The organism is Leifsonia sp. P73 (genome assembly GCF_051059105.1).
Taxonomy (GTDB): Bacteria; Actinomycetota; Actinomycetes; order Actinomycetales; family Microbacteriaceae; genus Leifsonia.
In genome coordinates, this window is the sequence record NZ_CP194931.1 from 1,286,090 (window position 1) to 1,312,976 (window position 26,887).

Annotated in this window: 18 protein-coding genes, 1 tRNA gene, 2 pseudogenes and 1 riboswitch; of the genes and pseudogenes, 4 read left to right on the forward strand and 17 right to left on the reverse strand. The window is 61.5% G+C overall.

Features of this window, described 5'->3' with window-relative positions; genetic code table 11:
- Nucleotides 1-125: 125 nt before the first annotated feature.
- From ACQ86L_RS06525 to ACQ86L_RS06555, 7 genes and pseudogenes are all read right to left on the reverse strand, one after another.
- Nucleotides 126-347 (reverse strand): annotated as a pseudogene (locus ACQ86L_RS06525) (ATP-binding cassette domain-containing protein); the annotation flags it as partial.
- 3 nt (nt 348-350) lie between these two features.
- Nucleotides 351-1,019, reverse strand: a complete 669-nt coding sequence (locus tag ACQ86L_RS06530; protein WP_434318175.1) for an ECF transporter S component — start codon at nt 1,017-1,019, stop codon at nt 351-353.
- Nucleotides 1,020-1,101: 82 nt separating this feature from the next.
- Nucleotides 1,102-1,207: riboswitch (TPP riboswitch) on the reverse strand.
- Nucleotides 1,208-1,852: 645 nt separating this feature from the next.
- A complete protein-coding gene (locus tag ACQ86L_RS06535; RefSeq protein WP_434318176.1) occupies nt 1,853-2,950 on the reverse strand; it encodes a DNA cytosine methyltransferase in 1,098 nt (365 codons plus the stop codon).
- A gap of 59 nt (nt 2,951-3,009) precedes the next feature.
- Nucleotides 3,010-4,860: a DrmB family protein gene (gene drmB / locus ACQ86L_RS06540; protein ID WP_434318177.1), complete on the reverse strand. Its 1,851-nt coding sequence runs from the start codon at nt 4,858-4,860 to the stop codon at nt 3,010-3,012.
- On the reverse strand, nt 4,808-7,975 hold the full coding sequence (locus ACQ86L_RS06545; RefSeq protein ID WP_434318178.1) for a helicase-related protein: 3,168 nt from the start codon (nt 7,973-7,975) through the stop codon (nt 4,808-4,810). The genes drmB and ACQ86L_RS06545 overlap by 53 nt, the downstream gene beginning before the upstream one ends.
- A 4-nt stretch (nt 7,976-7,979) precedes the next feature.
- Complete coding sequence (locus ACQ86L_RS06550) at nt 7,980-9,488, reverse strand: NERD domain-containing protein (protein ID WP_434318179.1); 1,509 nt, start codon at nt 9,486-9,488, stop codon at nt 7,980-7,982.
- The gene (locus ACQ86L_RS06555) at nt 9,485-14,257 is read right to left on the reverse strand and encodes a sacsin N-terminal ATP-binding-like domain-containing protein (RefSeq protein WP_434318180.1); all 4,773 of its coding nucleotides are present in this window, start codon (nt 14,255-14,257) and stop codon (nt 9,485-9,487) included. The genes ACQ86L_RS06550 and ACQ86L_RS06555 overlap by 4 nt, the downstream gene beginning before the upstream one ends.
- 74 nt (nt 14,258-14,331) lie before the next feature.
- Here ACQ86L_RS06555 and ACQ86L_RS06560 point away from each other — a divergent pair, with 74 nt between their 5' ends.
- Nucleotides 14,332-14,760 (forward strand): very short patch repair endonuclease, encoded by a 429-nt coding sequence (locus ACQ86L_RS06560; protein WP_434318181.1) that lies wholly within the window; start codon nt 14,332-14,334, stop codon nt 14,758-14,760.
- Between the two features lie 554 nt (nt 14,761-15,314).
- Here the strand turns inward: ACQ86L_RS06560 and ACQ86L_RS06565 are convergent.
- The 3 genes and pseudogenes from ACQ86L_RS06565 to ACQ86L_RS06575 all read right to left on the reverse strand — a co-directional run bounded on the left by ACQ86L_RS06565 (nt 15,315) and on the right by ACQ86L_RS06575 (nt 18,130).
- Entirely contained in the window at nt 15,315-17,639 is a 2,325-nt protein-coding gene (locus tag ACQ86L_RS06565) for a class I SAM-dependent DNA methyltransferase (RefSeq protein ID WP_434318853.1), read from the reverse strand.
- Nucleotides 17,622-17,966: pseudogene (locus ACQ86L_RS06570) on the reverse strand (type IIL restriction-modification enzyme MmeI); the annotation flags it as partial. The gene ACQ86L_RS06565 and the pseudogene ACQ86L_RS06570, both read right to left, overlap by 18 nt.
- Entirely contained in the window at nt 17,936-18,130 is a 195-nt protein-coding gene (locus ACQ86L_RS06575) for a type IIL restriction-modification enzyme MmeI (protein ID WP_434318182.1), read from the reverse strand. The gene ACQ86L_RS06575 and the pseudogene ACQ86L_RS06570, both read right to left, overlap by 31 nt.
- A 791-nt stretch (nt 18,131-18,921) precedes the next feature.
- Here ACQ86L_RS06575 and ACQ86L_RS06580 point away from each other — a divergent pair.
- Nucleotides 18,922-19,194 carry a hypothetical protein gene (locus ACQ86L_RS06580; RefSeq protein ID WP_434318183.1) on the forward strand — a complete coding sequence of 91 codons (273 nt, stop codon included), beginning with the start codon at nt 18,922-18,924 and terminating at the stop codon, nt 19,192-19,194.
- Nucleotides 19,195-19,293: 99 nt separating this feature from the next.
- Here ACQ86L_RS06580 and ACQ86L_RS06585 read toward each other — a convergent pair whose 3' ends face one another.
- The 3 genes from ACQ86L_RS06585 to ACQ86L_RS06595 form a co-directional block, all read right to left on the reverse strand.
- On the reverse strand, nt 19,294-19,992 hold the full coding sequence (locus tag ACQ86L_RS06585) for a hypothetical protein (protein ID WP_434318184.1): 699 nt from the start codon (nt 19,990-19,992) through the stop codon (nt 19,294-19,296).
- Nucleotides 19,993-20,144: 152 nt separating this feature from the next.
- The gene (locus ACQ86L_RS06590) at nt 20,145-21,065 is read right to left on the reverse strand and encodes an Ltp family lipoprotein (RefSeq protein ID WP_434318185.1); all 921 of its coding nucleotides are present in this window, start codon (nt 21,063-21,065) and stop codon (nt 20,145-20,147) included.
- 508 nt (nt 21,066-21,573) lie between these two features.
- Entirely contained in the window at nt 21,574-22,227 is a 654-nt protein-coding gene (locus ACQ86L_RS06595; protein ID WP_434318186.1) for a DUF4190 domain-containing protein, read from the reverse strand.
- A gap of 44 nt (nt 22,228-22,271) precedes the next feature.
- On the opposite strand from ACQ86L_RS06595, the gene ACQ86L_RS06600 reads away from it, so the two are divergent.
- Together ACQ86L_RS06600 and ACQ86L_RS06605 are read left to right on the forward strand one after the other, a co-directional pair.
- On the forward strand, nt 22,272-23,705 hold the full coding sequence (locus ACQ86L_RS06600; protein WP_434318187.1) for a sensor histidine kinase: 1,434 nt from the start codon (nt 22,272-22,274) through the stop codon (nt 23,703-23,705).
- Between the two features lie 9 nt (nt 23,706-23,714).
- Nucleotides 23,715-24,383: a response regulator gene (locus ACQ86L_RS06605; protein ID WP_434318188.1), complete on the forward strand. Its 669-nt coding sequence runs from the start codon at nt 23,715-23,717 to the stop codon at nt 24,381-24,383.
- Between the two features lie 97 nt (nt 24,384-24,480).
- Here ACQ86L_RS06605 and ACQ86L_RS06610 read toward each other — a convergent pair whose 3' ends face one another.
- From ACQ86L_RS06610 to ACQ86L_RS06625, 4 genes are all read right to left on the reverse strand, one after another.
- Complete coding sequence (locus ACQ86L_RS06610) at nt 24,481-24,735, reverse strand: hypothetical protein (RefSeq protein ID WP_434318189.1); 255 nt, start codon at nt 24,733-24,735, stop codon at nt 24,481-24,483.
- Complete coding sequence (locus tag ACQ86L_RS06615; protein ID WP_434318190.1) at nt 24,723-25,676, reverse strand: NAD(P)-binding domain-containing protein; 954 nt, start codon at nt 25,674-25,676, stop codon at nt 24,723-24,725. The genes ACQ86L_RS06610 and ACQ86L_RS06615 overlap by 13 nt, the downstream gene beginning before the upstream one ends.
- Before the next feature lie 314 nt (nt 25,677-25,990).
- Nucleotides 25,991-26,062: transfer RNA gene (locus tag ACQ86L_RS06620), tRNA-Arg, on the reverse strand.
- A 39-nt stretch (nt 26,063-26,101) separates the two neighbouring features.
- A complete protein-coding gene (locus ACQ86L_RS06625; RefSeq protein ID WP_434318191.1) occupies nt 26,102-26,599 on the reverse strand; it encodes an HNH endonuclease in 498 nt (165 codons plus the stop codon).
- Nucleotides 26,600-26,887: the final 288 nt, after the last annotated feature.

Consider the following 26,887-nt stretch of genomic DNA (forward strand, 5'->3'; position numbering starts at 1 on the left):
CCGGTGTTCTCCAGTCCGAAGGCCGCGTCCCGGCCGATGGTCTCGGCGACGGTGGCGTCCCGGGGGTCCTGCATCAGCAGCCCCGTCATCATGGCGGCCGGCGCGGAGTCGTCGACCAGCACCGTCCCGTCCGCGCCGTCCAGGGAGTCCGGCGACAGGCCGGCCAGCGAGCCGGCGATCGCCCGGAGCAGCGTGGACTTCCCGCTGCCGCTCGGCCCGACGAGCAGGACCCGCTCGCCCGGTGCGATGTCCAGCGAGAAGTCCTCGAAGACGCTCTCGGAGCGCCCGACCGGGCGCCAGGAGAAGCTCTGGAACCGGATGCTGGCTCCCCGTGTGACGGTAACGATCGGTCAGGCCTTTCCGGCGCGACGCTCGAGCACCTCGTGCCCGGCGGGGAACGCGTTGAGCGCTCCGGCCCGCGCGAGCGCCCGGGTGAGTGCCCAGCCCCCGACGCCGGCGATCACGCCGCCGGAGAGGATCCCTGCCACCAGGTACACCAGCTTCCACGTCCAGGAGTACGACGGGACGTAGGCCCACCACTCGTAGCCCACGATCTCCAGCGCCGCCGAGAGCATCCCGCCGCCGATCGCCGCCGCCGGCCCGAAGGAGCGCCACAGCAGGATGGCGAAGACGATCTCCACGCCGACGCCCTGCAGGAACCCGGACAGCAGGACTCCGACGCCCCACTGGTTGCCCAGCAGAAGCTCGACGTTGGCCGCCACGAGCTCCGTGAGGACGGCGGCGCCCGGCCGGCGGATGACGAGCGCACCCACCACCGCCGGGATCAGCCACACGCCGAGCGCGAGCTCGCCCGCCGGCGGAAACGCAGCGGAGGCCAGCGACACACCCGGATAGACGAAGGTGTCGAACGCCCAGAACACGACCCCGAAGGCCACCGCGATCATCGCCGCGCTGATCAGGTCGACGGCCCGCCACTTCGCCAACGGCCTGCGCGCAAGGACGTACCTCCCGGCCGTCCGGGTCGCCGTGCTCGAACTCGTCGTCGTCTTGTCACTCATCTCGTGAGCGCTCCTCTTCCCGCAGTGTGGATGGGGACAGGAGGAGCGCAGCACGCGCGCGGTGATATCCGTCGTACGTCTCGCATGTCAGAATTCGACTCCCTTCGCCGGTGCTAACCGGAGCAGGTTCCGAGGGTCAGCGGCAAGCCGCACTCTCAGCGCTTTCGGGCGCTCCCCTGTCGTTCAGGACGATGGTAGCAGCGTGCGGCGGGGGCGGAGAACGCTGCTCCCGACGCGCGTCACGTAGAGGGCGATCACGCCCAGGACGGCCACGACGAGACAGTCGGATCCGGAGCGGCTCGGCGGAGTCATCCGCATTCCGCAGTCTCGATCCACGTGGACGAACGTGTCTACTTGCGGCCGCGCAACGGGCCGATGCAAGGTATGGCAGTACTGGCCCCGCATCGTGACCCGAGACGATGTCGGGGCCGCTTCGTGAGCGCGGGGCCGGGCGAGGGCTGGGCGAACGGCCGACGTGCCCCTGGAGGGACTCGAAAACTGCGACCACCCTTTAACCACCGTCAGGGAGGGCCCAAAATCCGCGGAATTATGCGCCTTTTGACCTCATAGAGATGACTACGATCTCATAGGATCTCACCCGATTGTGGGCAAATTGTGGGCAAAAACGAACTGCCGCACATTCATGCATTGAAATACTACATGCATACAACCACGATTGACTCTCTCGAGGGATAATCGATTTGGCGAGTCCCGTGCATCGTTTTCCTCACCGCGCCATGGCTGCCAGACTCAGCTCGACCCGCTTTTTAGGGCCTCGGAAGGAGCTGGCTGACCTGTCGTATTATCTCAACTCCGACACGGTGCATTTTGGGTCAGAGGGACGCCGCTAGCAGTCGTCCGATTGCGGTGCCGAGAGGGATCGGGACGGCATTGCCGATCTGTCGCGCGATGTCTGTCCGCGACCCCACGAATTTGTGCTTGGGCCCGAAGCCCTGCAGGAGGGCAGCTTCGTAATGCGTAATCGCGCGATGTTCCTCGGGATGAATGTAACGGCCCTTCTCCGGCTTGAAGAACTCCGTTCGGATTGTGACAGACGGGCGATCCCAGTGAAGTCGGCCCATTACGTCGCCAGATCCTGTCTTGTGCTTCGTCCAGCAAGGCGACATCAGATCCGGGTATGGCTCGAGGTCCCGTCGGTTGCCGCCCTTGGGAATCACAGCGAATCGCTTGAGCGAGAGCTCGCGGTACTGCCGGCTCCAGTGCAGGTCACGCGTGGTGAACGTGCCTGCGTACTCTCGTCCGAGAAATCGGGTGCGCCGTGACGAGAAGACGTGGTCCTTGTCAGGGTCGCGAGGCACATCCCGTAGGGCGTCGCCCACCGTCACATGAGACAAAAGGCCGTTAGCTTTGGGATCAGCCGAATGAGTGGCCTCGGGAAAACCGGGAAACCCTCGTTCACGGAGAAATCCGATGATCACGGTCCGGCGCCGCGCCTGCGGAGCTCCATAATCAGCGGCATTCAGCACGGCTGATCGAAAGTCGTACTCCGGCAGCATTCCGTCTACGGAAGTCTCGAATTTGAACTGCTGATACTGCGGAGACTTCTCGAATTCGGCGACGTTTTCGACGACGAAGTACTTCGGCCTAGCTTCGCGAATGGTGTTCGCGTACTCACGCCACAAGTCATTGCGCTCGTCCTCGACGTCCTGCTTTCCCAGGCTTGAGAACCCCTGGCAGGGCGGTCCGCCGATGATGACGTCGGCGCGAGGAATGTTACCGAGGCTCAACCACTCTTTGATGTCGCCCGCGAATACCGGGACATCCTCGTAAGTCGCCTTGTATGACGCTGCAGCAGATTTGTCCCACTCGACGGCACCGACCGTGCGGAAACGATTCGACGCGGCATGGATACCGGCCGTCAGACCTCCAGCTCCCGCAAAAAGGTCGAGGACGGTAATCTCTGATGCCATTTCCCCATTGTACGAAGACCGATCATCGGCCGATCGCCGGCGCGCCGGCTGAACGCTGCTCACCCTCCGACCATATTTCGCACCTCCGGCAAAACTGCCTGGAGAAGCCCGTCGACCTCGCTGCCGCCAAGTACCAGCTGCCTATCGAGCAGACGATTTCCAGACTCGCACGACGTCTCACTGACAAGCGCACACCCATGACAAGCCGAAAGGTTCAGCTGCGATGACCCTTGGCGATCGCTCTCGATGCACACGGGATCATTGGAGCAAACGTCACCGTCATCGAGGGCGGCGACCAGCAATGGAATCAATCGCAGCGGTTCGCCCAGACGAACGAGCCCGCCCAATGTGCCCTGTGCATCGCCTGCCGCTGTGTAAATCAGAATCCCTGCGGTTCTGTCAGCGCGGCCGGAGTTCGCGTAAATACGCTCCTGGAGCGAAGCGGACGAGTACCCGCTCGCGAATGCCAGGCGCCGAATAAGGAGATGAGCGAAGGTATGAAGCGCGATATACCGTGCTTCCGGGCGCTCGAGGCGCTGAGCCCAGTCAGAATTGGCCTGCCTATCGATCAACACTTGCGCTCGTGCTTGGACTGCCGGTAGCGCCTCCCACGCGCTCAAACGCTCCTCATCGAACTGAATGAAGATCCCCTCGCCGAAGACCTCGACCGCCGGGTAGACAGGACGGTGTTTCGGATCCTTGTCTAGATCAGCGCGTATGAAGTCAGCCGTCGCCGAGTGCCGGCGAAATCCGGTGAGGGCCCGGACCTCGCGCACCTTCCGGACTTGACCGATGCCACTCACCACATCAATGAGTGAACTCGGCCCGTGCTTCTGCTCGTAGGTGGACCATCCGTCCACCACGAATGCGTCAACCGATCGATCACGCCCGCGAGCGATCTTCTTCACAAAGGCCGCCCACTCTCCATCTTTAATGTCCAGAAGCGGTGACTCTGTGCCGTTATCCGCATCGCGAGCGACCGCGAGGACTTTCTCGGGAGTCGTTTTCAGCTCATCTGCGATCCAACCTGCAATCATGTCCGCCTTGGGACCCCCGTTATCGGCGACCATCCTCAAGTAGTCCGGATGTGCCTTGATGAGTTCGGTCAACTCAACGGATTCAGGCAGCTCTTCAGGGATGTCCAGTGCTGACACGCGCTCAGCGATGTAGTTGCCTGTTGCACCACGTTGCACCGCTACTAATCGGGACTCGCAAGCATTCGCAACTGAGTCCTCGTGCTCCCAGGGTTGCCGGCCTCCACACTGAATACCGTCACGAAAAAGGGCGTCCTTGCCCACGAGTTCTGACAGTGCCCGTGTCCGCTTGCACTTTCCGCAAACAACCTGGAGCGACGCAAGACCCTCACCTCGACCGCTCAAACGCTCGAATCGGATCTCTTTGTAGGCCCTGCAGAAACGAACCTCTTCCGTCACTCGATCGTCGTGACCGCGGTGCGCCCATTTGAACCATGGGATGTCTTGGATGTGGCTTCCGGTCTGGCACACGGCTACATACCGCATAGGCACCAACACGCCGCCACAACTACACGCGTTCAGGTACTTCCCCTTATCGCTGCGAGTGAACTGCGTCATTCGGCCACATCGCTCACAAAATCGCCAAACGGGAAATCGCCAGTACGGGAGACTCGCCGTGTCGGAGCCCGCCCGGTCCCCGTGAGCGGGTGGCTGCCTGAGCACACCGAATCCTCCCGGCAACCTGGATACAAGGCGATCACAGTGGATCTCTGGCGCAGTCTTCCGATCCCACCAGGAGGTATCTGGCGCGATGAGAGACTCACCCCGAACATCGACTATTGCACCAACCCCATAAGGGCTGAGTGTTTCCGAAAGGCGAAGGTCATGCCGGATCTTCCGCACTTCGCACCTCCTCCTGAACTTCAACAGTGACATTGGGTTCGACTGATCGCATGGAATCGCCCACTAACCAGCCAGGCCCCGGCTGCCCGAATCGCTTCAACAGGGCTTGTTCCGAACCGCGCCCCCGTTCGTAGGAGAGCGCACTTCCGTCTCGACGGGCGGCTCGCGCGTCGTAGTCCCAATCGCGCAGAAGGCGCCATGCCTCCTCCTCGACATCTGCGCGCTCCAAGCGATCTGCGGCCTCGACGAGCCGAAGGAGGGCTGAAACCACTGCATCAACACCTGAACGCATCGACGTGTCGTCCAGGTCGAAGTTCACGGCGTCTGGCCCTCCCGCTAGAGACGGGAGACTATGTCTCAGCAGCGCCACGAGTGCACCGGCAAGTGAGCGATCGCGCGAAGAAAGCGACCACGGAGTCACGCTCGTAGGCTCAACGCTTCTATACAGCGCGTCGTGGTACCCGCGGAACGTCTCGAAATGTGATCGATCACGAGCGCGATTGGATCGGAATAGTGTGACGACAATACCGTTGATGTCACCGCGGCCGACCCGGCTTGTGGCCTGAATGTACTCAGCAGTTGTCTTGGGTTGTCCGACCATGAGCATCAACGCCAGCCGTTGCACATCAATGCCCACGGAAAGCATGTTCGAGGAAAGCACTACATCTACAGCGTCTGTGGATTCGTCCTCACTCTGACGAAGACGCCGAAGGTCATTCGGTAGTTCCTCCGGACCGCGACGACTGGTCAGCTCAAGAACCGAGGATGCCCGGATCCTTCGCAGCGGGATGCTCAACCTGTCGGCTCTGGCCTCGATACGCCCGTTGATGTCATCGAGAAGCAAAGCACTGCTGCGGCCGAGCTCACGAAGACTGTTGTGATACATCACGGCGGTCCAGTAAGGGTCACGACGCCCGTCTATCCCCTTCGCGTCGACCACGGCGTCAGGAATCTCAATAAGCGGTGAAGCCGCCAGAACCAGTGCTGTTGCCTGAGAGACACTCTGCGGCATCAGCCCGATGTATAGCCTCCCTTCGCCGTTCTCGACGGGACGTGAGAAGAAGGTGGCATCCCCGCTCAGCCCAGCTGGCGGATATAGCGCTACGGAGCGACCGTAAAGTCCCTCAACCTGTTCGGCGGAAGATCGAATGGTCGCCGTAGACGCGATGATCTTCGGCCTGCTTCCGGCACGGCCGAGCAGGACCTGAATCACAGCATCGAACACCGCTACCGTCGTCCCGAGCGGCCCTGAGAGCAGGTGAAGCTCGTCCTGAATAATGAGCGACGGAGGACGGTACGGCATTCCGATTCCAAGGAGACGTCCCGCAGCCGAGTCGAACTGCAGCCTCGCGAACTTGTCAACGGTCGCAAGCAGAATGGTGGGCGGATGCTCGTAGAGGACATCATCCACCACCGCCATCGGGAGTTCTCGCGCCGAGAACGGGCAATCCTTATTGAGGCAGAAGAAGACGACGTCATTGCCGACTGGTTGAGCTCCGTAGTCGCTACCGCTGTCATCTCGATCTTCCGGTACAAGTTCAGTCAGACACCACGGGCACTCGGTGATCTGGAACTCGTTCGCTTCACGCGGTCGGCGAGCCTTGTATAAGCGGTCCAGTGAGTGCTTTGCATCGTCTCGGGTGTTAGGCGTGGCGCCCGAGCCGACCCACAACCCGATAGTGAATCGCGCCATTCCCGCGGCCCGAACATCGGTCTCGCGCAGCAACTCCATTGCGCAGACCAATGCTGCCGCCCGCTGAAACTGTTGGGAAGTCAGCAACCGCAGCGTGTATCGGGTTATTACGGCAGTACCGGCGCCTTCCGCGCCATACATAAGGCGGCGAAGGAAGATCTGGATGGCCGCCAAGCCAAGGTATGCCTCGGTTTTGCCTCCACCTGTCGGAAACCAGATGAGGTCGACAAGTTCACGCTCGTCGTCGTTCTCGTCGATGGTTGAGGCGAGAGACACAAGCAGAAAACCGAGCTGAAATGGACGCCAAGCCGGCTGCGAAGAGTCACCTCGCGCCAAAGCTGCTTGACGCATCTGCATTCGCATCGAGGACATTGCGAGAGCGAATGCGGTACGCAGCTGGCCCCCTGCGGATGAGAACAAGAGGTCGACGCCGCGTCTCATCCTCTTTTCGGCCTTAGCGGACCTCCGAGCGACATTCCTTGCGTCATCTCCGAGAAGTTCCGACTTGTCGATTTCGCCTTTGACCCAGACACCGAAGCAATCGACGAAAGCGTTGAGCGATGCGGCGACGTCACCCGGATCGCTATCGACTCTTTCAAGGAACGACAGATCAAGAGCTTTGGCTGCGTCAGGGGTGAGAGATTTGCGGCCGGTCTGCTCGATCGCAGGAACCACGAATGCAGGAACGGGATCGAGAAAGACTCGTGTGCATCGGCCGGAGGCGTCAACGTCCCAGTCGGCAGCCATTCCATGGCCCACCGCGAACACTTTACGATCGCGGTAGCGGAGTCGCAGCTCTCGAGACTCCTCGTCGACATCGATCGCTTTACGAACGTCATACTCGAGGATGCTGCTATCGCCAGTTCTAACTGCAAGCGAAACTTGGAAGAGCATGAGCGGTATATCGGCACGATCATCGCCGGTTGACCTGCTCAACAAACGCGTGTGAACGGTTACTAGCCACCGATCCCCGTACGTGCGCCATCTGGATCCGAGTTGCACGTGGACGCCATCAAGGTCGACGACCCTGGGCGGTCCCATGCGCGTAAGAGCAATTCCGTCGAAGCTGCGTCCGTATCGCTGCCACCGGGCGGGCCCGTCGTCGAGCACCTGCGCGTACGTAGCTGCCGAGAAGTCGCACATCACGGAATCCGCGTCCGTGATAAACGAGATGGCCGCAGAGGACGGCCGCCAGTCTTCGGCCAGGGGGACTGACGCGGCCTGTTCCTCGACATCGCCTTCTTCGACGTCCGCGTCGACGAATTCGTGCGGGTCCTCCTCGCCGGCGGTCGCACTTCCGGCGACTGGGGTGGCATCGAGCGCAGGGAAAAGCATTCCAACGGCGTACTGAAGCGATGGTCGATTCGTCAGGACTTCGTTCTCGCCCTGCTCGGGTCCTACGTATGCTCGTCGGAGCTGTTCGAGGGCAATCGCCTGCGCTTGGGTGAGTGTCATTACGTCATCCTCGAGCTCGGACTAGCGCTTGGAGCCGTTTCTTATCGGCATGGGTTGCCACAATGTGCAGGGTGACCCGTGCTCGAGTCACTGCTACATAGAACGCCGCTATGGCAGCATCGTCGAAGATCGGGGGAAGATCACAGACAATCACATGGTCGGCTTCAAGTCCCTTTGCGATCCTCGGACTCACGACTCGGATGCCGTGATCCACCGAGTCAGCGTCAGGATTGCCCGCAACCGGGATGATCCAAATCGACGAAGCTGGCGTACCTGTCGCCTTCATTTCCTGTGCAAGCTTGTTCGCCTCGACGACGCCGTCGGCAGCTTCAACCCAATGCCACTGGATTCGTTCGCCGTTCACGATCCCGGGATCGCCAACGTCGGCGCCGAGATACTCCTGCACGACGTGCACGATGGCTTTTGTATTCCTTACGTTTGTATTAAGGCTGTAATCCATCGCCTCGCTACTCACGAGCTCAAGCACCTCCGGATCGAATCGGCCGTCGACCTGAGCCTGGTTATTGTGGTCCAGGAACATTCGCCAGCGTCCGCCGGCGATACCGCCCGACAAGGCCTGATCGAGACGATCCATCGCGTCGGCGGACATGAGATCCTGCGCCTCGTCAACGAGGAGGACGTCATACTTCTCCGCAACATCCAGCTCGTCGAACGACTTGACCGCGACCTTGCTGCCAGAGACTCGCGACTCGAACAACGACCGAAGGCCGGGTGAGCGGAAGGTAATGAGAACGGATCGCCCCTCTTCTGCTTCTTGTTTCGCTGCCTCCGCGAGAACAAGCGACTTTCCCGTGCCCGCGCCACCCCTCACCAAGATCCGCTGATTGCGGGATAGCCCCGAAAGCACCCGTGCTTGCCCGAACGTGGCCAGGTTCTGTTCATCGATGATGGCCCCTCGCTGCGCGTCGATCACGGGCAGCAATGCGAATTCGCCGAAGAGGGCATCGCGGACTTTCGCCAAGGGCTCGACCCTGGCGCCCGGCGGGGGCGGTCGCAAGTCAGCTTTGGCCGCGTCAAACCCGGTCGCAAGGCCGTCCCTGTTCATGGACTCTTTGGCCAACCATTGACTCCCCTTCCACTCAATCGATTCCGGCGGATGTTCGATATCGGGCGTGATGACCATCGCACCAAGGCGAACCCATCCCGCGTTCATCGAGCGCAGAATTTCCCGTAAGGCGTACGCGGCGGACAGAGCCTGGTCCATCGGGGACTCGCGGAGTGGGTGCCAGTCTCCGTGCCGATCGGACGAGTACCACCTGCCCTCGTACTTCTTGACTCCTCCTCCCTTCGCCTCGATGACGAGAACCACGCCCTTCCAAAGGATGACGAAATCAGCCTCGGACTGCTGCTTGGTCGGATGGGCACGGAGCTTCTTCGACCAGAATGCGACACAATCTGGTGCTGGAATCGCGCTAAGGATTCGGGCGATCTTCCGCTCTGCGTCGCTTTGAGCCGAGCGTTCGATGTCGGCAAGAGTGGGGCTGAGAATCACTGACGCTGCTCCTGCCACAGTTCCTCATAGCCGCGGAAGCCCAGCAGGCTGTTGATGTCCGAGCTTCCGAAGTTGTCTGCCATGTCGACGATGAGGCACTCCTCCTTGCCGCCGTTACGAGGACCCCGAAGTCCCCGACCCGCCATCTGGATGTACGCGTTAGGGCTGAAGGTCGGCCGGGCGATGTAGAGAGCTGTAACGCCGGGAGCGTCGAACCCCTGTGTGAGAAGGTCACAGTTCGCCAGGACTTGGATTTCACCGCGTTTGAACCCGTCGATCAGCTCACGGCGCTCCTGCCTCCCGGTCAAACCACTGACTGAGGCGGCAGGGACGTCTCGAAGTCGTAGGGTCGCGGCAAGCACTTGGGCTGAAAGAACGTTTGGTGTGAAAACCAGCACGGAGCGTCCGTACTCAGAGTCAAGTTTCAAGATGCTGTCGACTAGGACAGCCATTCGATCGTGGTCGCCTGCGACACGGTCGAGCACGGTCCCGCTGATTCGCTTCTGGCTTTTCGCCTCGTGTGCTTCTGCGTCGCTGAGTTTGACGTGTGCTCCGTCGAGGACCTGGTGTCGTACACGGGCGAGCACACCGAGGTCGACCAGTTCCGCGTAAGGGTCGTCCCCGAACGCCTGCAGCGGGTTGTTTCCGAACCGGGCGGCTAGCTGCCGGGTAGCCTCGATGGAGGTCCCTTTGAAAGGGGTTGCCGATAGCCCGACCAACGGTCTTGCCCAGTTGCGGCCATCTACTCCCAGCCATTGGAATATCCGGGTATAGCTCGTAGAGCCGCCAGCAACATGGCCCTCGTCGACGAACACTGCGGCTGGCTTTGCAAGCCAGTCATAGTCGGCATGGTTTGCCCGGTCCAGGATCGACCGAATCTTCGCGTCGGTGGCGACGACGACACTGAAATCGGTGTCAGGCTGGTGGACTTCGTTCGTGTCCCAGAGACGACCGATCGTTAGGGGACGTTGGTCGAGAAGCCCGCGCCAGACTTCGCTGAACGTTTGAACCGCCTGCTCACACAACTCCTGCGATTGTGCGATCCAGAGCACAGTTCCGTGCATCTGTCCGCTGATGAAAAGCTCGAGGATCGTCTGAGTTGCAACTCGTGTCTTGCCGGCTCCCGTCGGCAGGACGACCATCGCCTTGCCATGTCGGTCGCCTTGGTCGACAGTGACGAGGGTCCGACTCAGTCTTTCCTTGATGTCCTGCTGGTAGTCGTGCAGGTCCGGGAGGATCGTGGCGCCGGGAACCAGAAATTCGGCTTCTTGGTGCTGAGTGCGCCGTCCAGCGAACTCGGCGCCGAAGCCCATCTTCCGAAGCCATGAGATCGTGGCTGCTCCTCCCGCCCACCGATCGGGCACGTCGGGAAAGCCCTCACGGCGGAAGAGGTCGGCAAGCTCACGGAGCGAGTCTCTGCCGTATACCGACAGGAAGAGTTCAGCTACTGGGGTTCGATCCGTCACAAGGTTCTGCGCTTCAAGCCCCTGCCAAAGACCTTTGGGTAGCTTGTCGCGTAGATCATCATCCCCGAAGTAGACCTCAACGGTGTCGGCATCGGTGCTGGCCGATAGCGCTTCCTGCCGGAGAAGTTCGAGCCGGTGGTCCAGACCGACCTGGAGCACCCGCTCAATGTCGGCGTTCGAGAGCCCCAGTTCGAAAGCTTCACTGACTAGCGCAACCGTGCGGTGCGCGTCGAGTTCGACCTGCACGGACAGATGGCTTCCATCGCGGTACCAGTCCAACGACTGCGCCTCGACGCCGTCAGCGGTCGTAACCCATTTGGCGATCGAGACTGCGCGAGAGAACATCGCTCCTGTGAGGTCTTCGCGTGACGGCACCTGTCGCAGTCCGGGATAAACATCCAGGAGACGTTCGGGCTCTTGCTCGCCTTCGAGCCGAGTTGAGAAGGCGAAGCTGTCTTCGAACCTAAGACAGCCGAGATCATCGACGAGCTTTGATGCCTGCTGCTCTGTCGCGCGTAAGAAAGGACGCTGGTGCTGGACCAGGTACTCCTGCTGGTCGTCCAGCGTTGCAACATACACGCTCTTTGGCGGACGCGATTCAACGACGCGTCCAACTCGACAAGGGATACGCGGCGGGTGAGAGCCTGCGTACGCGATCTCGGAGGCTCGAGTGATGAAGCCCGCCAGCAACTCATCGTTGATGTTGGCAGGCAGGATGTCCACAGCCAGGGCGTCGCGGAGGACCTCCGCAGGGACCAGCCCTAATTCGTCCGGCAGCCGAAGGGCGTCGACGACGCTCCTCGGTCCATCGAAAAGGGGCAAGAGCTCGCGGTACTGGACCATCGACGGCGCTACCAGATCACCGATCGAGCGATACCCTCGACTGCTTCTGAGTATCCCGGCGCGGTCGGCCGCCCATCGGACTGGCGATGTAACCCGATAGGTCATTCCGGTCGCGCTGTCTTCACAATCCCACAGCGCGTCGCCGAACTCGAGGAGTCCTCGCGTCCACACTTCCCGAAGCTGATCGCTCGCACCAGCGTCCTTCAAGAGCAGCAGCACCGAGAACGGCCCCGGCGAGCTCCCCCGACTGGGATACAGAGTCACGCGTTCGATCGGACGATCACCCGGGGTCAGCGCCCGGTTGAGGTGCCCGATAACCCAATTCTCATATTCGTTCGCGGCGAACTCATCCTCGAAGTCGAACTCGCCGCGCGGAGCGTCAACGACCCCTAGCTTGTGGGCAATGCCCGGTATGCAACGTGCGCGGTCCAGGAGCAGGTTCCCACTCGCTCCGGACAGCTCCCCGTCTAGATCGACCACTTGTTGGGGGAACTGCCAGCCGCCATCACGCGTCGGCACGAGAATGGCTGCCGATGGATTGGCCCGAATCACGTCAAGAGCGTCGCGATAACTGACACTCAGTGCGGCGTCCCAGAACTTCTCCTGAAGCTCGGGGCCAGAAGACGGGCTGAGTCGGCTCAACCGAGCAGTAAGGATGGCGACCGGATCCAAATCGCGAAAACCCGCGCCTTTGAGGATCGACTCCATTTCGGGATAGGTGAGGAACTCAGCGCTGACGAAGACGGCTCCTTCGATCTCGACGTCTTCGGCCTGTTTCAGAAAGACGAACTTCTTTTCTGCGAGCGAACGTAAGCCATCGGTTGTCGGTATGACGAGAGCTTTGTCGGCATCGGGCATGCCTTGATTCGCAAGGACGACTTTCAAAGCATTGGCCGCCGACTCTATATCGGGGCCTTCTGCCCATTGCCGAAGCCACGACAGAATGCCCCTCTTCGGGACGGACTCGAGGGCCCGCTTCACATCGCGACCTTCTTCGTCGAAACGCAAAGGGTCCACTGCAACGGCGAACAACTGCCGAAGACGGGCTACCCGCTGCGACGAGCTGTAACAACGCCAGTGCGGGACGTCCTTCTCCGTGTTCGGTGACGCGATCCAGGCCTGATGCGCGACTTCCGGGATCTTCCATTCACACAAGAAGTCGAGCGGCCGGAGGCTGCTCAGGTGGCACAGACGCCCGCGGCCGTCGGGAACAAGCTCTGCCTCCACCGCAAGCGGCGGTACAAGGGCGCAAAGCACTTCGTCTCCGAAGAACGTAGCCTCACGGCCTCGGGCAGGCAGATAGTCAAGTAGCACTGCCGGGTCTTCTTGCGTGCTGACCCTAGGCAATAGCTCCACAAACATTGTGGCTAGCGTCCCTAGAATCTCGCGGTTGTATCCGTTGCGAAGGAGAGTGGTTCGATCGTCGTTCACGCTCCAAGGCGCGTTGAAGAACCCGGTTGCTGATGTTCGATCCTGGAGGGGGAAGTAGCTCCAGAATTGGCCGACCTGGGTGCCTTGGTCGCCGGACTCTGTGTTCGCGCGTCGGGGTTTCAACGGTACCGCTACGGTCACCTTGATCTCGTCGCGAGAGACTGCTTCCCCTACCTCGCGGCGGGAAGCCGGACTCGGGGAGTGCATGCGCTCAGAAACGAACCACTCATCGCCGGTCCCGTCCGGCCGTTCGATCTTGAAGCGACCCTGACCGAGATCGCGAGAAGTGTGGCTTGTGACGAAGCCGCCCTCGCCCAGGACACTCAGACGGACTTCGCGAACCGCGCTGACGAAGAGAAGAAACTCTGAGGAGAAGGTCTCCATCTCTGTGCGGAGCCGTTGCGTATTATCCACGCCCGGAAGTCGCACGATCGTGGTCGCCCAGGCGGCGAGTTCCGCAAGGATGGGGTCCTCGGCGATCGCCTTCGGTGCATCCATCAAGGTCGCCGTCCGCAATGCGGGAAGACGACGCGTGACTGCTCCCACATCCTTGAGTGCTTCCTGGGCCACAGCCGAGTTGAACTCGAACGAAACCGACCGACTGAGTACCTGCGGTGAATCCGTGAGCGCCAGGACAGACTTGAAACCAAGCCCGAATCTTCCGATCTCGTCGCCGCGCTTACCGCTGAGGTGGGCGTGAGTTATCGCGATGATTCCATTCTTTGAGAATGGCCTGCCCGAATTCGCGCAGTAAAGCGTTCTCGACCGCGGATCGAGAACGATCTCCACGCGGCCGATGTCCTCGGATGAACCTGCGGTGCCGCCAGCCATCGCGTCGGCGGCGTTCTGCACCAGCTCGAGAAGAGTCCGGTTTGCATATCCACCGGTTCGAATCGATTCTTCGTGATTGGCATGCTCAATCACCAAGGTAGGCTTCGCCCGATAGGCAGAGAGCGCACTCGCGAACTGCTCTTCAATCTCCCCCACTAGCGCCTGATCGGCCACCCAGTTCGCTGTTGCTTCGAGCACGCGTTACTCCCCCAAATCTCGTTGATTCACAATATCGATACGTCCCGCCCGTGCCCGCGAGGTAACCTCTCCCCATGTCGTGGGCCAGCAGTGATGGGTCGCGCCGCTCCATGCGCGCAAACCGCGGACGAGACACCCGACCGGAACTGGCTGTTCGTCGTTTGCTCCATGCCGCCGGCTTCAGATATCGCGTCGATTTCGCACCACTCGGTGGACGCCGCCGAGCCGACATCGTTTTTACCAAATACCGAGTAGCCGTCTTTATTGACGGCTGCTTCTGGCATGGCTGCCCCCAGCACGCCACGCTCCCCAAGAGGAATAGCGACTACTGGTTGCCCAAGCTTGAGCGAAACATCGCTCGAGATATCGAGACGAATAAAGCGCTTGCTGACGCAGGCTGGCGCGTCCTCCGATTCTGGGAACACGAATCGCCCGAGCAGGTAGCGCGTTCGATCGTCGGCGCGGTCAAAACGGGAGCGGTGGGCCCCCGCCCGCTCCCATAAGTAGCGGCCTGATTGGTGTTGGCGTGGTCTTACGCCCGATCTGCTGCTCCCCGCACGAGCACTCGCCGAGAAGTCCAGACGAGGAGTGAGCATCTCCTCAGAGTAGGAACACTTGCGATTCGCAAACATCCCCCCGAATGTGGGAATGCCCAAACGATGGACACGTGTTAAGGCGAACCGATTACGGAAAACTGCGACCACCCTTTGTGCCCCGTTGGGGAGGGCCCAAAATCCGCGGAATTCTGCGCCTTTTGACCTCATTGAGATGAATACGATCTCATAGGATCTCACCCGATTGTGGCAAATTATGGGCCAAAACGACATCCTCTGGACGCCTGAACTGCGTAACGTCTTCAGCAATTCGTGACAGTTCTGCCCAACGACATCTGTAGCGACTCGGGTCGCAGAGGCACCGCCCCAATCGTCGAAGGTGTCGAAGCACGGGCGCCGGGAATTGTCAGGGGTTAGCTGTCCGCCTGTTCAATCTCGGCTCGCGCTTCCACGTACCTCGACCATCCGGCCGTAGCCGTACGGCCAGATCCCCGGGAACACACTCAGTCAGCGATGGGGATGAAATCGTCGCCCATGAGTTGTCCACGTCGAACGTTCTGTCTTCCGCACTCGAGCTCACTGACCGCCTTATGGAGCCCGAGTAGATGCCTAAAGCGGTCCTCCAGTCCCTCAAATGGCTCTACTCGATACAGCTTCTCCACGAACTCGTCGACGGCCGCATGAGCTTTGCGCAGCGCGAGCGGCATGAGCACAGGGTCGTAGAGGTTGGCCATGGGCTCGAGCGGATGGAGTTTTCGAGCGTCGAGGATCTTTGATCCGAGCTCAGTGAGCTTTTGCTGGGCTTTCTCATCGATCGGCGGGAACACGAAATTGTTGTAAACAACATCCTTTGAGTAACGGAAGTCGCTCTTGATCCGACCGCCAACGACGCTCAGCCAGTCCATGTGCATACGTGACGTCAAAACTGCAAACTGCCAAATTGCTGCTTTAGGAACGACGAGGCATGCATTCGTGGCAATGGTGCCAGCATCGAAAAAGCCCATTGGGACGTATTCGCGCCGTGCAGAGCTGTGCGCAGGGATCAATAAGAACGCTTCGGTGGGATGCTGCGTGATTTGCGCGAAAAGATGCGGTACATCTGCAAGGTTTGGCCGGGCGGACCTCAGCCGCACGTCCTTAACTTTCCGGACCCGATCGAGAACAAGGGGCATCGCCTTGAGCTCGGATGGTGAAGTCTTTTCAAGCCAGAGGCAATACCGCGCGCCGTTGTTCAAGAACTCCCGGGACCCTAAGCACGGATAGATCCACTTCTCCGACTGAGGTTCCCGACTAATCAGATCGTGCATTTCTGGTTCACTCAACAGGAGATGACCTTCGTCAGCTGGCATATTGCCCCAGGCGATCTCCGCCTGACCAGATATCTGACGGTCGCGAGTTGCTACGACGTACTCGTCGCCCTCGATTAGGTATGGACTAATTGCATCAACGAGCTCCAAGACGGGTTCGCCACTCACCTCGGGGTAGTCGAAGAGTTGCTTCTGGCTCCGTTCACGACGTCCGAAGCCGACGATTACGCAGTGCACATGAGCCTCACCTGAAGCGCCGTTAGTCCAACGGAAGGTTCGGTGCGCGAAATTTATGTGATTTCCATGAGCGTAGAACGTCGGCCAAACGATCCCGGGCTGCTCCCCCTGAGCCACGGAATTGGTGGATACGAGCGCGACCTCTATCGCGGGATTATGATCCAGAAACCGATCAGCAAGGATGTACCACGCCGAAACGTAGTCCAGGAATCCAACGTTCTTGAAGCCCTTGGCAACTGCTTTGAGCTCAGCCTTCTGATTCTTGTCCATGGTTCGCGAGCCGTTGAAAGGCGGGTTTCCCATGATGAAGTCGATATTCTGCGGGTCAAACATCTCAGCCCACGCTGTCGTTAGAGCATTTGACCAATGAATATCCCCTCCCTCCGAAAGAGGAAGTCGCGTGTAGTGCGTGCCAAGTTGTGCACTCGCCTCGAGGTTCATCTGATGATCGGTAAGCCAGAGGGCAGTGCGCGCTACCAGCGCCGGGAACTCCTCGATCTCGATTCCGTGAAATTGTTCAACGCGAACGCGAAGGAGGTCACGCACGTCGACAAGGGTCGTTCCGTCAGACATGGCGGCAACCACCCGATGTTCGAGGCGCCGAAGTTCTCGATAGGCAATCACAAGGAAATTGCCACACCCGCAAGCGGGATCCAGGAAATCCAGGTTCGCGATCTTCTCGTGGAATTCATTGAGTCTTGCCAGGCGGCGCTTTCTCGTTGGGGCATCCTCTGGCCGCTCTTGCCGCGAGCGCGATCGACGGGCCGCGAGCGGCTCAAATTCGGCGTATAAATCATCGAGAAAGAGCGGCTTGATCACGCGGAGAATGTTCTCTTCGCTCGTATAGTGAGCGCCGACGTCGTGCCGCTTCTTCTCATCCATGACGCCCTGAAACATCGCGCCGAAGATCGCAGGAGAAACCTTCGACCAGTCCGGCCTGCAAGCCTGTAGAAGCGTCAAGCGAAGCGGAGCGTCAAAGTCAGCAGCTGGAGTCGTCTCTGAAAACAGTCCACCATTTATGTACGGAAACGCGGCTAGCTCTTCGTCGAGCATCGTTGAGCGCAGGTTGATGGGGGTATTTAAAACCTCGAAAAGCTTGTTCAACCGCGGACCAAGATCAGTGCCGTCGTCGTGAGTGCGATTGCGAATGAACTTTGCAAACTGTCCAAGCTCAAAGATCTGCGAATCCTCCGCGAACAGGCAGAAGACCAATCGGACGAGCAACAGCTCGAGTTTGTGGCCCGAATATCCCGAAGCAGCAAGAACATTGTGCAAAGCTGCCATCCGCTCAGCAGCTTCGCGGTTGACGGGATTCTGTTCCTCGTACTTCTGCGGCGCGTCGTCCACCAAGACCGCGAACAGATGGACGTGTTTCGGTAGGTCTGCCAGGGCGAAGGTAACTACTTCGCGGGTTTCAAGGACCAAAACCTGAAAATTGGCGAAGTCGCATGCGACGATGACGTCCGGAAGGTCGTAGTCAACCAGCCCATCTAGGTATCCGAGGGCTTGGCCTTGAGCGCTAGCGAGATCTCGACCGCCACTCTTCTGTTCCACCAACATCTTTCCCGGCATAAAGACGTCTATGAACCCGTACTTCTTGCCCGCGAGCTTGACCGCATACTCAAAGTAGCCCCCGCTCGCTTTCGATTTACACCAAAAACCTCGAGCAGTTCTGTCCAGAACGTCTGGGACTCGCCCTTTTCGTAAGTGGTGCCAGCCCATTCGACAGCGAATCGACCAGCCCGAGCCGTGATCTCATTCCAAGACAAATGCACGTTTGAACTCTATGAGATGTGTCGGGGGCCGACTGGCAACGCTCCGGCGACACGGCGACTCCCAACGGCGGCGTGCGTCAAGCGGAGGCCCGGCTCGGGCTTAGGGTGCGCACACCAGCAATTGCTCGGCAGCCAGTTTTTTTACTTGAGCCCTCATCGGGCCAACTCCCCACGATGGCCACTGCATTAGGAAGGCCCCTGAAAAGAGGCCGAAGGCCAATAGCGGACTGAATAGAAGTAGAGCTCAAACCCTACGAGGCGAAGTAAACAGAGCAAAGTAAACACAGAGCAAAGTAAACAGAGCAATGGACAGTTAACAGAGCAATGCACGTAGGCACTTAAGTGAACGGCGTCCGTCGACCCTGGTTTCACGGGGTCTCGCGTCAACTTGGTTGCGGTGATCCGACCGGCGTCTGGAGTGAAGCGATCCCTATTCCGCAGCTCCGATCCAGGTGGACAGCGGCGTCTACTTGCGACCGTTCTATGTGGCGATGCAGGGTGTCTGAGTACTGGCCCCGCGTCGTAACCCGAGACGATGACGGGGCCACATTCACGTCCACGCGTGCCATAGGTCTTGGCCGCCGCGCGGCGCAGTCCTTTCGGGTATGAGTGCCTTTCCGCCGCTCGACCGTAGCTCCCTCCCGGCGCTCCGTGCAGGGCTTTCGCGGCGTATCCTCACTACGCTGCGCTCCGCTCCGGTACTCCACGGTCCCAGCACTCCACACCTTCCACTCGCTCTCGATCACCCGCCGGAAAGGCGCTCAAAATGATCGACCTTGGGAGTGAGTGGGATGCGGGTATTCATCATCGACACCAGAAACATGGCACCGGAACTGCAAGGCGGCCTCATGGGCGTGGAAGGGACCTCGAACCCGACGGCCGCCGAGAAGCAAGAGTGCATTGAAACTATGAGCCATTACGCGACGGACGGGTGGGCGATCGCCGCCGACCCTTATACTCCGATCGGATTGTTGGCTGCACTCACCGCCGAGACCGCGTGCGTACCCTTCGTCAACCTCTCCAGGTTCGCCGACGACGTGAACCGCCGCGCACAGAATGTCTGATCTCGCGATACGCAAGACTGCACTTGAACGAGGCCCCATCACGCAAGCGGTCGGGGCGAAGGCGACGATTCCGGGTCTCTTGTAGCTCTTTCTATCTCGCTATTGGATCAACCCGTTCAATGCCAGAATGTCCGCGTGGGAGAACGTGCCCAACGACGATCCGTCACTGGCTGTGGTCACGATTGAATCCACCACAGGACGGATCCTATTGCCCGTGGAATCGTTAAAAGCGACCGGGGTAGCGGCAAAACTTGCCAGATTCGGAAAGTTATTGGCGCTGTCGAACTGATCTCTAGTCAGGTTTGCACGAGCAGGGTCGAATGTGACGCGCACGACGCCGTCGGAGAACGACACATCCGAAACGGTCTTGGCGATCACGACGCCATCAGCCGCGCGCTGCGCAAAGTAGTCCTTGAACGTGGACACTACTTCTGCATTCGAGACGGTCGACGATGCGGAGGTGGGTGCGGCCAATGGCGAGCTGGTCGGAAGCTTCGAGAGTTGGCTTGAGGCGGTCCCAGTTACTTCCGCGCTGGTCGGCGCTGTGTGTTTTTCCGAGATCGAACCAATAACGATGGCGGCTACGAGGATTACAGCCACAGCGCCGCCAGCAATGAAGACCCAGCGTGAGAGCTGCTTCTTAGGTCGACGGAACGAAAGCTTGGATCTGAGCATCGACACCTCCGTCTGCTCGACGAACTCCCAGCCGGCCTTCTCCCACTTTGCTCGAGTGCGACCCTCCATCCCACGGATCGATTGAACGGTCTTGAATTCGTAGCTGACGTCGTTATCGGTCATTAGGAGCCCCCTTTTCCATTACGCGAGCCTGTCATTTCGCGCAAACCAATCGAGCTTATTGGAGCGACGCAGCTCAACTGCCCAGCAACCGTGCCGGCTCAACGGGTACCGGATTTGCTGAAGCACCCAGACGCCGCCCGCCGACACTCGAGTTACTTCAAGCCCACCTGGTCGGCACCGTACTCAGCCTGCGCCTCGGTGAACTGGTTTCCAGCGGTGCTGGTCAGCTGATCGATGAGAGCCTGACGCGAGAAACCCATCCCCGAGTCCATGTAGCCCTTTGCCGCTTTAGCCGCTTGCGCATTCCAGTCAGCGCCGGCGTTACCGACGGCATATGCCGCCTGGTCCGCTGTGAACTGGTTCCCAGCGCTTGAGGTGAGTTGCGCGGTAAGCGAGGCCTGCGAGAACCCCACCCCGGCGGTCAAGTAGCCCTGTGCCGCCTCCAACGCCTGGGCGTTCCAGTCCGCTCCGGAGTTGTCGACCGCCCACTGAGCATCGGCCTGCGCAAATCCGTTTCCGGCGCTCGAGGTCAGCTGTGCAGCAAGCGACGCCTGCGAGAAGCCCATGCCTGAGGCGAGGTATCCCTGGGCCGCTGTGAGCGCCTGCAGTTGGGCGACGGTTCCGGTCGGAGCCGCGGGCTGCGGCGCGGAAGCCTGAGCCGTCGGTGTGGTTGCGGAGTCAGAGGGAGCCGTGGATGGGCTCGGGGACGAGATGTCCTTCGAAAGAGCGGCGGGCGCGGGCGCAACCTTGGCAGCGCCACCATACACACTCGAGAAGGTGATACCGAGGACGAGCGCAACCGCGCCGAGGATCGCGCCTGTCATCACACGTCGCCCCTGTTTGCGGATCAGGCCGATTCCCCCGAGAACCAAAGCAACGACGGCGAGGAAGATTGCGAAGCCGCCCGTACCCGGGAAGAAGGCGAAGAGGATGCCAAGAATGCCAAGGACCAGAGCCCAGGTCGCCAGGGTGGCCTTCCGCTTCTTCTCCGGTTTGGCCTCACCGTCAGGCGCGCCTGGCGTCACCGTCGATACAGGGTTGGTTGGCCCGTTAGGGGGCGTGGCATCGGTCATCGATCAAACTCCTGGGCTGGGGCATCCCGCTTGCGGACGGGGTGGAATGTACTGTTCACGCTAGTGGTCGACTCGCTGGACTCGGCGTCAAATAGCCGGATCCGAAGGCCCCCAAAACAGGCCACGATCGACGCCGAGTTCGGCACCCTGAACGGAGAAATCGGGCGGCGAAAAGGATGGCCGGAATGCCGAGCGTGGTGCAGCGATCCGGCGGGTCGACGCCGGATCGCTGCAGTCTCACTTCTTCTTCTCCGGCTTCTTCTGAGCCAGGTCGGTCGCTGCGACGCTTCTCCGCAGGGGTCGACTTCGGATTCGACAGAATCTTGCCGGCCTTGGATGCATCGGATTTGGACGTTGCCATGTTCTTCACCTCCTCTCCCGCCCGCGTCACGTCCTTGTCCTCCGTCTTCGGGTAATGGAGGGCCTGCGGTCCTCGACCGGATGCAGGTCACGTGGTCCTCTGTCGGCCGAGCCCCCCGCGGGCGCGTGGGCGGCCGTTGCGCGTCTGCTAGTTGGTTCCGCTGCAGGTCACGGCGGCGAAGCTGCCCGAGCTCGTCTGGCTGGAGATGGTCTTGCCGTCGACCGTGACCGTGCAGGAGATCGCGCCGGTGTCGTCGGCGCCATTCATCGCGGTCAGGTCGAACGAGTTGAAGGAGAGGCTGTCCTTCGATCCCTTGACGGTGATGGTCTTGGTGAATGGCAGCGGCGTGCTGCTGGACTGCTCGGTTCCCGATGTGCCGTTGGTGAATGTCGAGTAGGTCACGTTGGCATCCTGCGCAGCTCCGGTGACGCTGTAGACGACTGTGTGGGAGGTTGCCGCCGCCTTGTTTGTGTCGCTGACGGTCTTGGAGATGCCGAAGAAGAGGGCGGCGTACAGCGTCGTCATCACGATGGCGAGCACGAGCCCGATCACCCCGGTGATCAGGCCGGCGACCGATGTGCCGCGAGCGCGGAACTTTCTGGTCAGGCCGATGACGGCGAGTACCACGGCGATCGCCCCGGCGAAGATCGCCGCGTAGCTCATGAACGGCACGAAGGCGAAGACGAGCGAGAAGATGCCGAGGATCAGCGCGGCGACGCCGAAGCCGTTGCCCCTCCTTGCGGACGGTCCACCGTCGGGGTGGAGGCCTTCGGGTGCTTCGACGGGCTGGGTGTTGGACATTGGGAACCTCTTCTTGGTCTGATGAGTGCTGATCCGCGAATGGTGTGATCGGCTGGATTCAGCACACCAGGCGCGCCACCCGCTGGGCCACGTCGATCCGGTCCGGTGTTGGCGACCGAAAGTGCGGTCTGGCGCGGGCGACACCCGACCGAAAGATGGTGGTTGGTGAAACGGCACCGCCCTACGATCAACACATGACCGTCGCGCCCCCACCGCCCGCCAGCGGTTGGGATGCCCCGACGATCCCCGAGCCGTCGGCACCACCGCGATCACGCGCACGACGAGCGTGGGCGCTCACCGGGTCGATCACGCTTGCCGTGCTCTGCTCCCTTCTCGCGATCGCCGTCGCCGGGAACGACGGAACCGAGGGGACGACGTTCCCGCCGATCATCCGTGCTGTGGCCGGGTTCGGAGCGTTCCCGATGATCGCGGTCTCGGTCCTCCTCGTCTGGCGGCATCGCATGCCTGTCCTGGTCGCTTCTCTCGCGACAGGCGTCACGCTTCTTGTGCCGACCACTCCGCTGCCAGCTCTGATCGCGTTGGCGGCGCTAGCGGCGACACGTCGCGGCTGGCTGCTCTGGACGATGATCGCGGCGACCTATCTTGCGACTGCAGCGGCCTTTTGCTGGGACATCGCCTCCCCCACCTCTTCCCTCTCCGACTTCGTCGGCTCGCCGATCGCAGGGTCCGCAGCGCGGCTCAGCCTCCTCTGGTCAGTACCTGTTCTGGCCGCCTTCGCTGTCGCGCCGTTCGCAGCGTTCGGGATCGCGCGGCGCGTTCGGCTCGAACGAGACGCGGCCCGGCGCGGAACCGCCACCGCTTCACGGAACATGGCCGCACTGCATCAGGAGGTGTCGCTTGAACGGGAGCGGCAGGAACTCGCGCGCGAGATCCACGACACCCTTGCAGCACGCCTGAGTGCGGTGTCCTTGCAGGCCGGAGCCCTCGAGCTCACCGTCGGCGAAGAGAACGTCCAGGCCGCCGAGGCCGCGCGCGCTGTCCGGCAGTCCGCGCAGACGTCGCTGGAGGATCTGCGGAACGTGGTCCGGGTGCTCCGCAATCCCGCCGCCGCTTCGGCGTCGAGCACGGGGCTCAACGACCTGGGACAGTTGATCGACTCCTCCCTCCGCGAAGGAACGGACGTCCGAGCACAGATCCTGGTCACCGATCCAAGCTCCTGCGATCCCGATGTTGCTCATGCCTGCTACCGCGTGGTGCAGGAGTCCATCTCCAACGTGCGCCGGCACGCTCCGGGCGCGACGCTGTTCGTCGAAGTCCGCGGCGGCCCCGAAACGGGACTGACGATACGAGCCGTGAACTGGCTGATGCGCGATGCTCCCGGTGCGTCGTCATCGGGAGGTCACGGCCTCACCGGGATGAGTGAAAGAGCCGCACTTGTGGGCGGCACGTTCCAAGCCGGGCCAACCGCGGAAGGATCGTTCGGTGTCGTCGCGTGGCTGCCGTGGTCGCGTCGCTAAACTGACGCAGTGACCGACGCCCAGCATCCGATCCGGGTGCTCGTCGTCGATGACGATCCGATGGTGGTCACCGGCATCAGCACCATCCTCTCCACATCGGCGGATGTTGTGGTTGTCGGTCGATGCGCCGACGGAGACGAGGTCCCCCACGCGGTCGCCGCCCTGAATCCTGACGTCGTGCTCTGCGACGTCAACATGAAGAGGGTGAACGGCATCGAGGTCGCGGTAACGCTGGCGGCGATGCCCGACGGTCCGAAGGTGCTGATGATGACGGCACTGGACGACGATGGCCTCGCCCTCGATGCGATCACCGCCGGCGCGACCGGATTCCTGCTCAAGGAAGAAGACCCACAGCGCTTCATCGAGGCCGTGCACCAGGTGGCCAGAGGCGAAGTCACGTTCTCGCAGCGCGCAGCGCGGCAGCTGACCGACTGGGTCCGCAACTCCCAGACGGCCGAGGTGCGCCGAGCCGCTCAAAAGAGACTCGCGATGCTCACCGATCGCGAGCGGGAATTCGCTGTCGCGCTCATGAGCGGTGCATCGGATGCGGAACTCGCCGCCACCTTCTTCGTGGCGGAGACGACGGTCAAATCGGCGTTGACGTCGATCAAGAACAAATGGGGCATCCGGAATCGGACGCAGCTCGCGGTGGTCGTGGCACAAGCCGGAGTCGTCTGACGACAACGTTGCCCTTCACATCTCTGGCGAGGACTGGAGCGCGTATCTCCCTCCTACCAGGATGCCGCTCGCGCCTGGATTGGGAATCCGCCAGCGGTCATGCGGCGGCTTGCGCGACCTCCTGCGCCACGATCGCAGCATCCCGTCCGACTCCGAACATCAAGGCTGACCTTCGAGCCCGCATGAAGTGGACACCGCAGAAATACAGGCCGGGCATCATGAGGCTCGCGCCGTCCAGAGTCACGGGGAAGCCGAGCTCATCGCAGACCTCACCGTCGATCCAGCGGTAGTCAGGCCTGAACCCAGCTGCCAGTACGACCGCTCCGACGTCGCGCAGGCTCACCTCGTCCACCGGTTCGAATCGGAAGGGAGGGGGACGGGCATGTCGGGGATGCCGAAACCCTGGGCGGGAAGCTGCGCGCGCATGATGGCACGCATGTCGGCCCACCATTCGTCAGCGAAGGCTACCGAATCCGCCACGTCATCGACGAACATGATTCGTGTCCCGTCGCAGCCGGCGACATGCCCGGCGAGTCGGACCCCGAGCGCCTGAAGGGTCCGGAAGCCCAGGTCGTGCCCTCCCCCTGCTCCCGTGAGCTGCGGGTTGGCCAGGAACCTGGCCGCGGGGGACGGCAGGCTGGCGACCGTCGTATCGAAGAACGTCGTCCGATCGAGCCACGTGATAATGTCCGTGCCGTCGAGACGCCGCGGTGCCCAGGGCGCTCGCCCACACGCAAGCACCACATCCCGGCCCGAACGGATCAGCTCTTCGGCGATCTGGCACCCGGTCTGGCCGCTGCCGACGATCACGACCTCCCCCGCCGGGATCTGATCCGGATTCCGGTACTCGCTCGACGACAGGATCAGCGGATCAGGAACGGCACCGAGGACGGACGGGCGATGCTGTCTGGCGAACGAGCCTGTGCATACGACAACCGCATCCGCCGCCAGCTCACCGTCGTTGGTTTCGGCGAGCAGACTGCTGCCGTTGAGACTCAGCCTCGTGACCTCGACGCCCTCCACGATCGGCGACCTCACGGAGCGTGCGTAATCCTCGAGGTAGCCCACGATCACGTCGCGCGGTACATGGCCCTCCGGGTCCGATCCGGAATACAGGCTCCCAGGCAGCGCCAACGTCCAATTCGGTGTGACAAGAGTGAAACTGTCCCACCGGTCCCGCCATGCTTGACCGGGCTTCGCCCGCTCGAGCACGACATGGTCGACGCCCAGCGCCTCCAGTTCATGGCTGACGGAAAGACCGGCCTGTCCTGCACCTATCACGATGGCGGACATGACCAGATGATAGATCGGCGACGCAGGGGCGCGATAGGTACACGAGTTAGCTGCCTTGATAACGACAATGACTTCCATAGGTGCTTGGTCGTTACGCCGCCTCCGCGCCCCGTCCGCACCCACGACGGTCCCCTGCCCCAGAGCGAGGGCCGATGGGTCCAACCTGGCAAAACCTGTCGTTACGACGGCGTGCTTAGAGTTTCTTAGAGTCTTCCAGCGTCCCTGTGGGCAAATTGTGGGCAAAAACGAAAATCAGCGATTCCCATATCCACGGAAATCGCCTTTGACCAGCAACTTCACTGCACCCATTAAAGTGCCCCTGGAGGGACTCGAACCCCCAACCTTCTCCTTAGGACGGAGCAGCTCTTCCATTGAGCTACAGAGGCCAGTCCTTCCAGACTACCCGAGGCCGTAGTGGCGTCGCGTCACGCCGCCACGCCCAGGTAGTCCTGCCAGTCCGCCTGGCCGCCCTCCACGCCGCGGACCACCCAGGAGCTGTCGTGCGGGGCGCGCGGGGTGAGTTTCAGGGTCCAGCCCATCTCGGCCGGGGTGCGGTCGCCTTTGACGTTGTTGCAGCGGAGGCAGCAGGCGACCAGGTTCTCCCAGCTGTCGGCGCCGCCGCGGGAGCGTGGGAGGACGTGGTCGATCGTCGTCGCCGTCTTGCCGCAGTAGCCGCAGCGGTGGCTGTCTCGGCGCAGCACACCGCGACGCGAGACCGGCACCTGGCGGCCGTGCGGGATGCGCACGTACCGCGTCAGCAGGATCACCGACGGGCGGTCGTAGCGGCCGGAGATGCTCCAGACCGGGTGGGCCGCGTCGCTCGACAGCACCGTGGCCTTCTGATTCATCACCAGGACGATGGCGCGTTTGAAGGAGACGACCGCGAGGGGCTCGTAGCCGGCGTTGAGGACCAGGGTCTTCATCTGAGTCCTTTCGGGTGGACGGGGCGAACGGGTGCCAGGGAAACAAAAAGGGCACTGTCCGAACGGACAGCGCCCTGGAATACGGCGGCATGGTGGCGGCAGGCCACATGGTGGCGCTGGCAGGCCTCGAAATGGTGGCGGCAGGCGAGGAAGTCGCGGTGACGCGGCAGTAGGTCGCGCTCGGCGCTGAGGCCGCGACCCACCCCGGTGGTCACCCTCGGTGACCGCACGGTGGTCGACTCGGCCATCGGAAGCTCCGATCTGCACGGCTGCCTGGCAGTTGCGCCA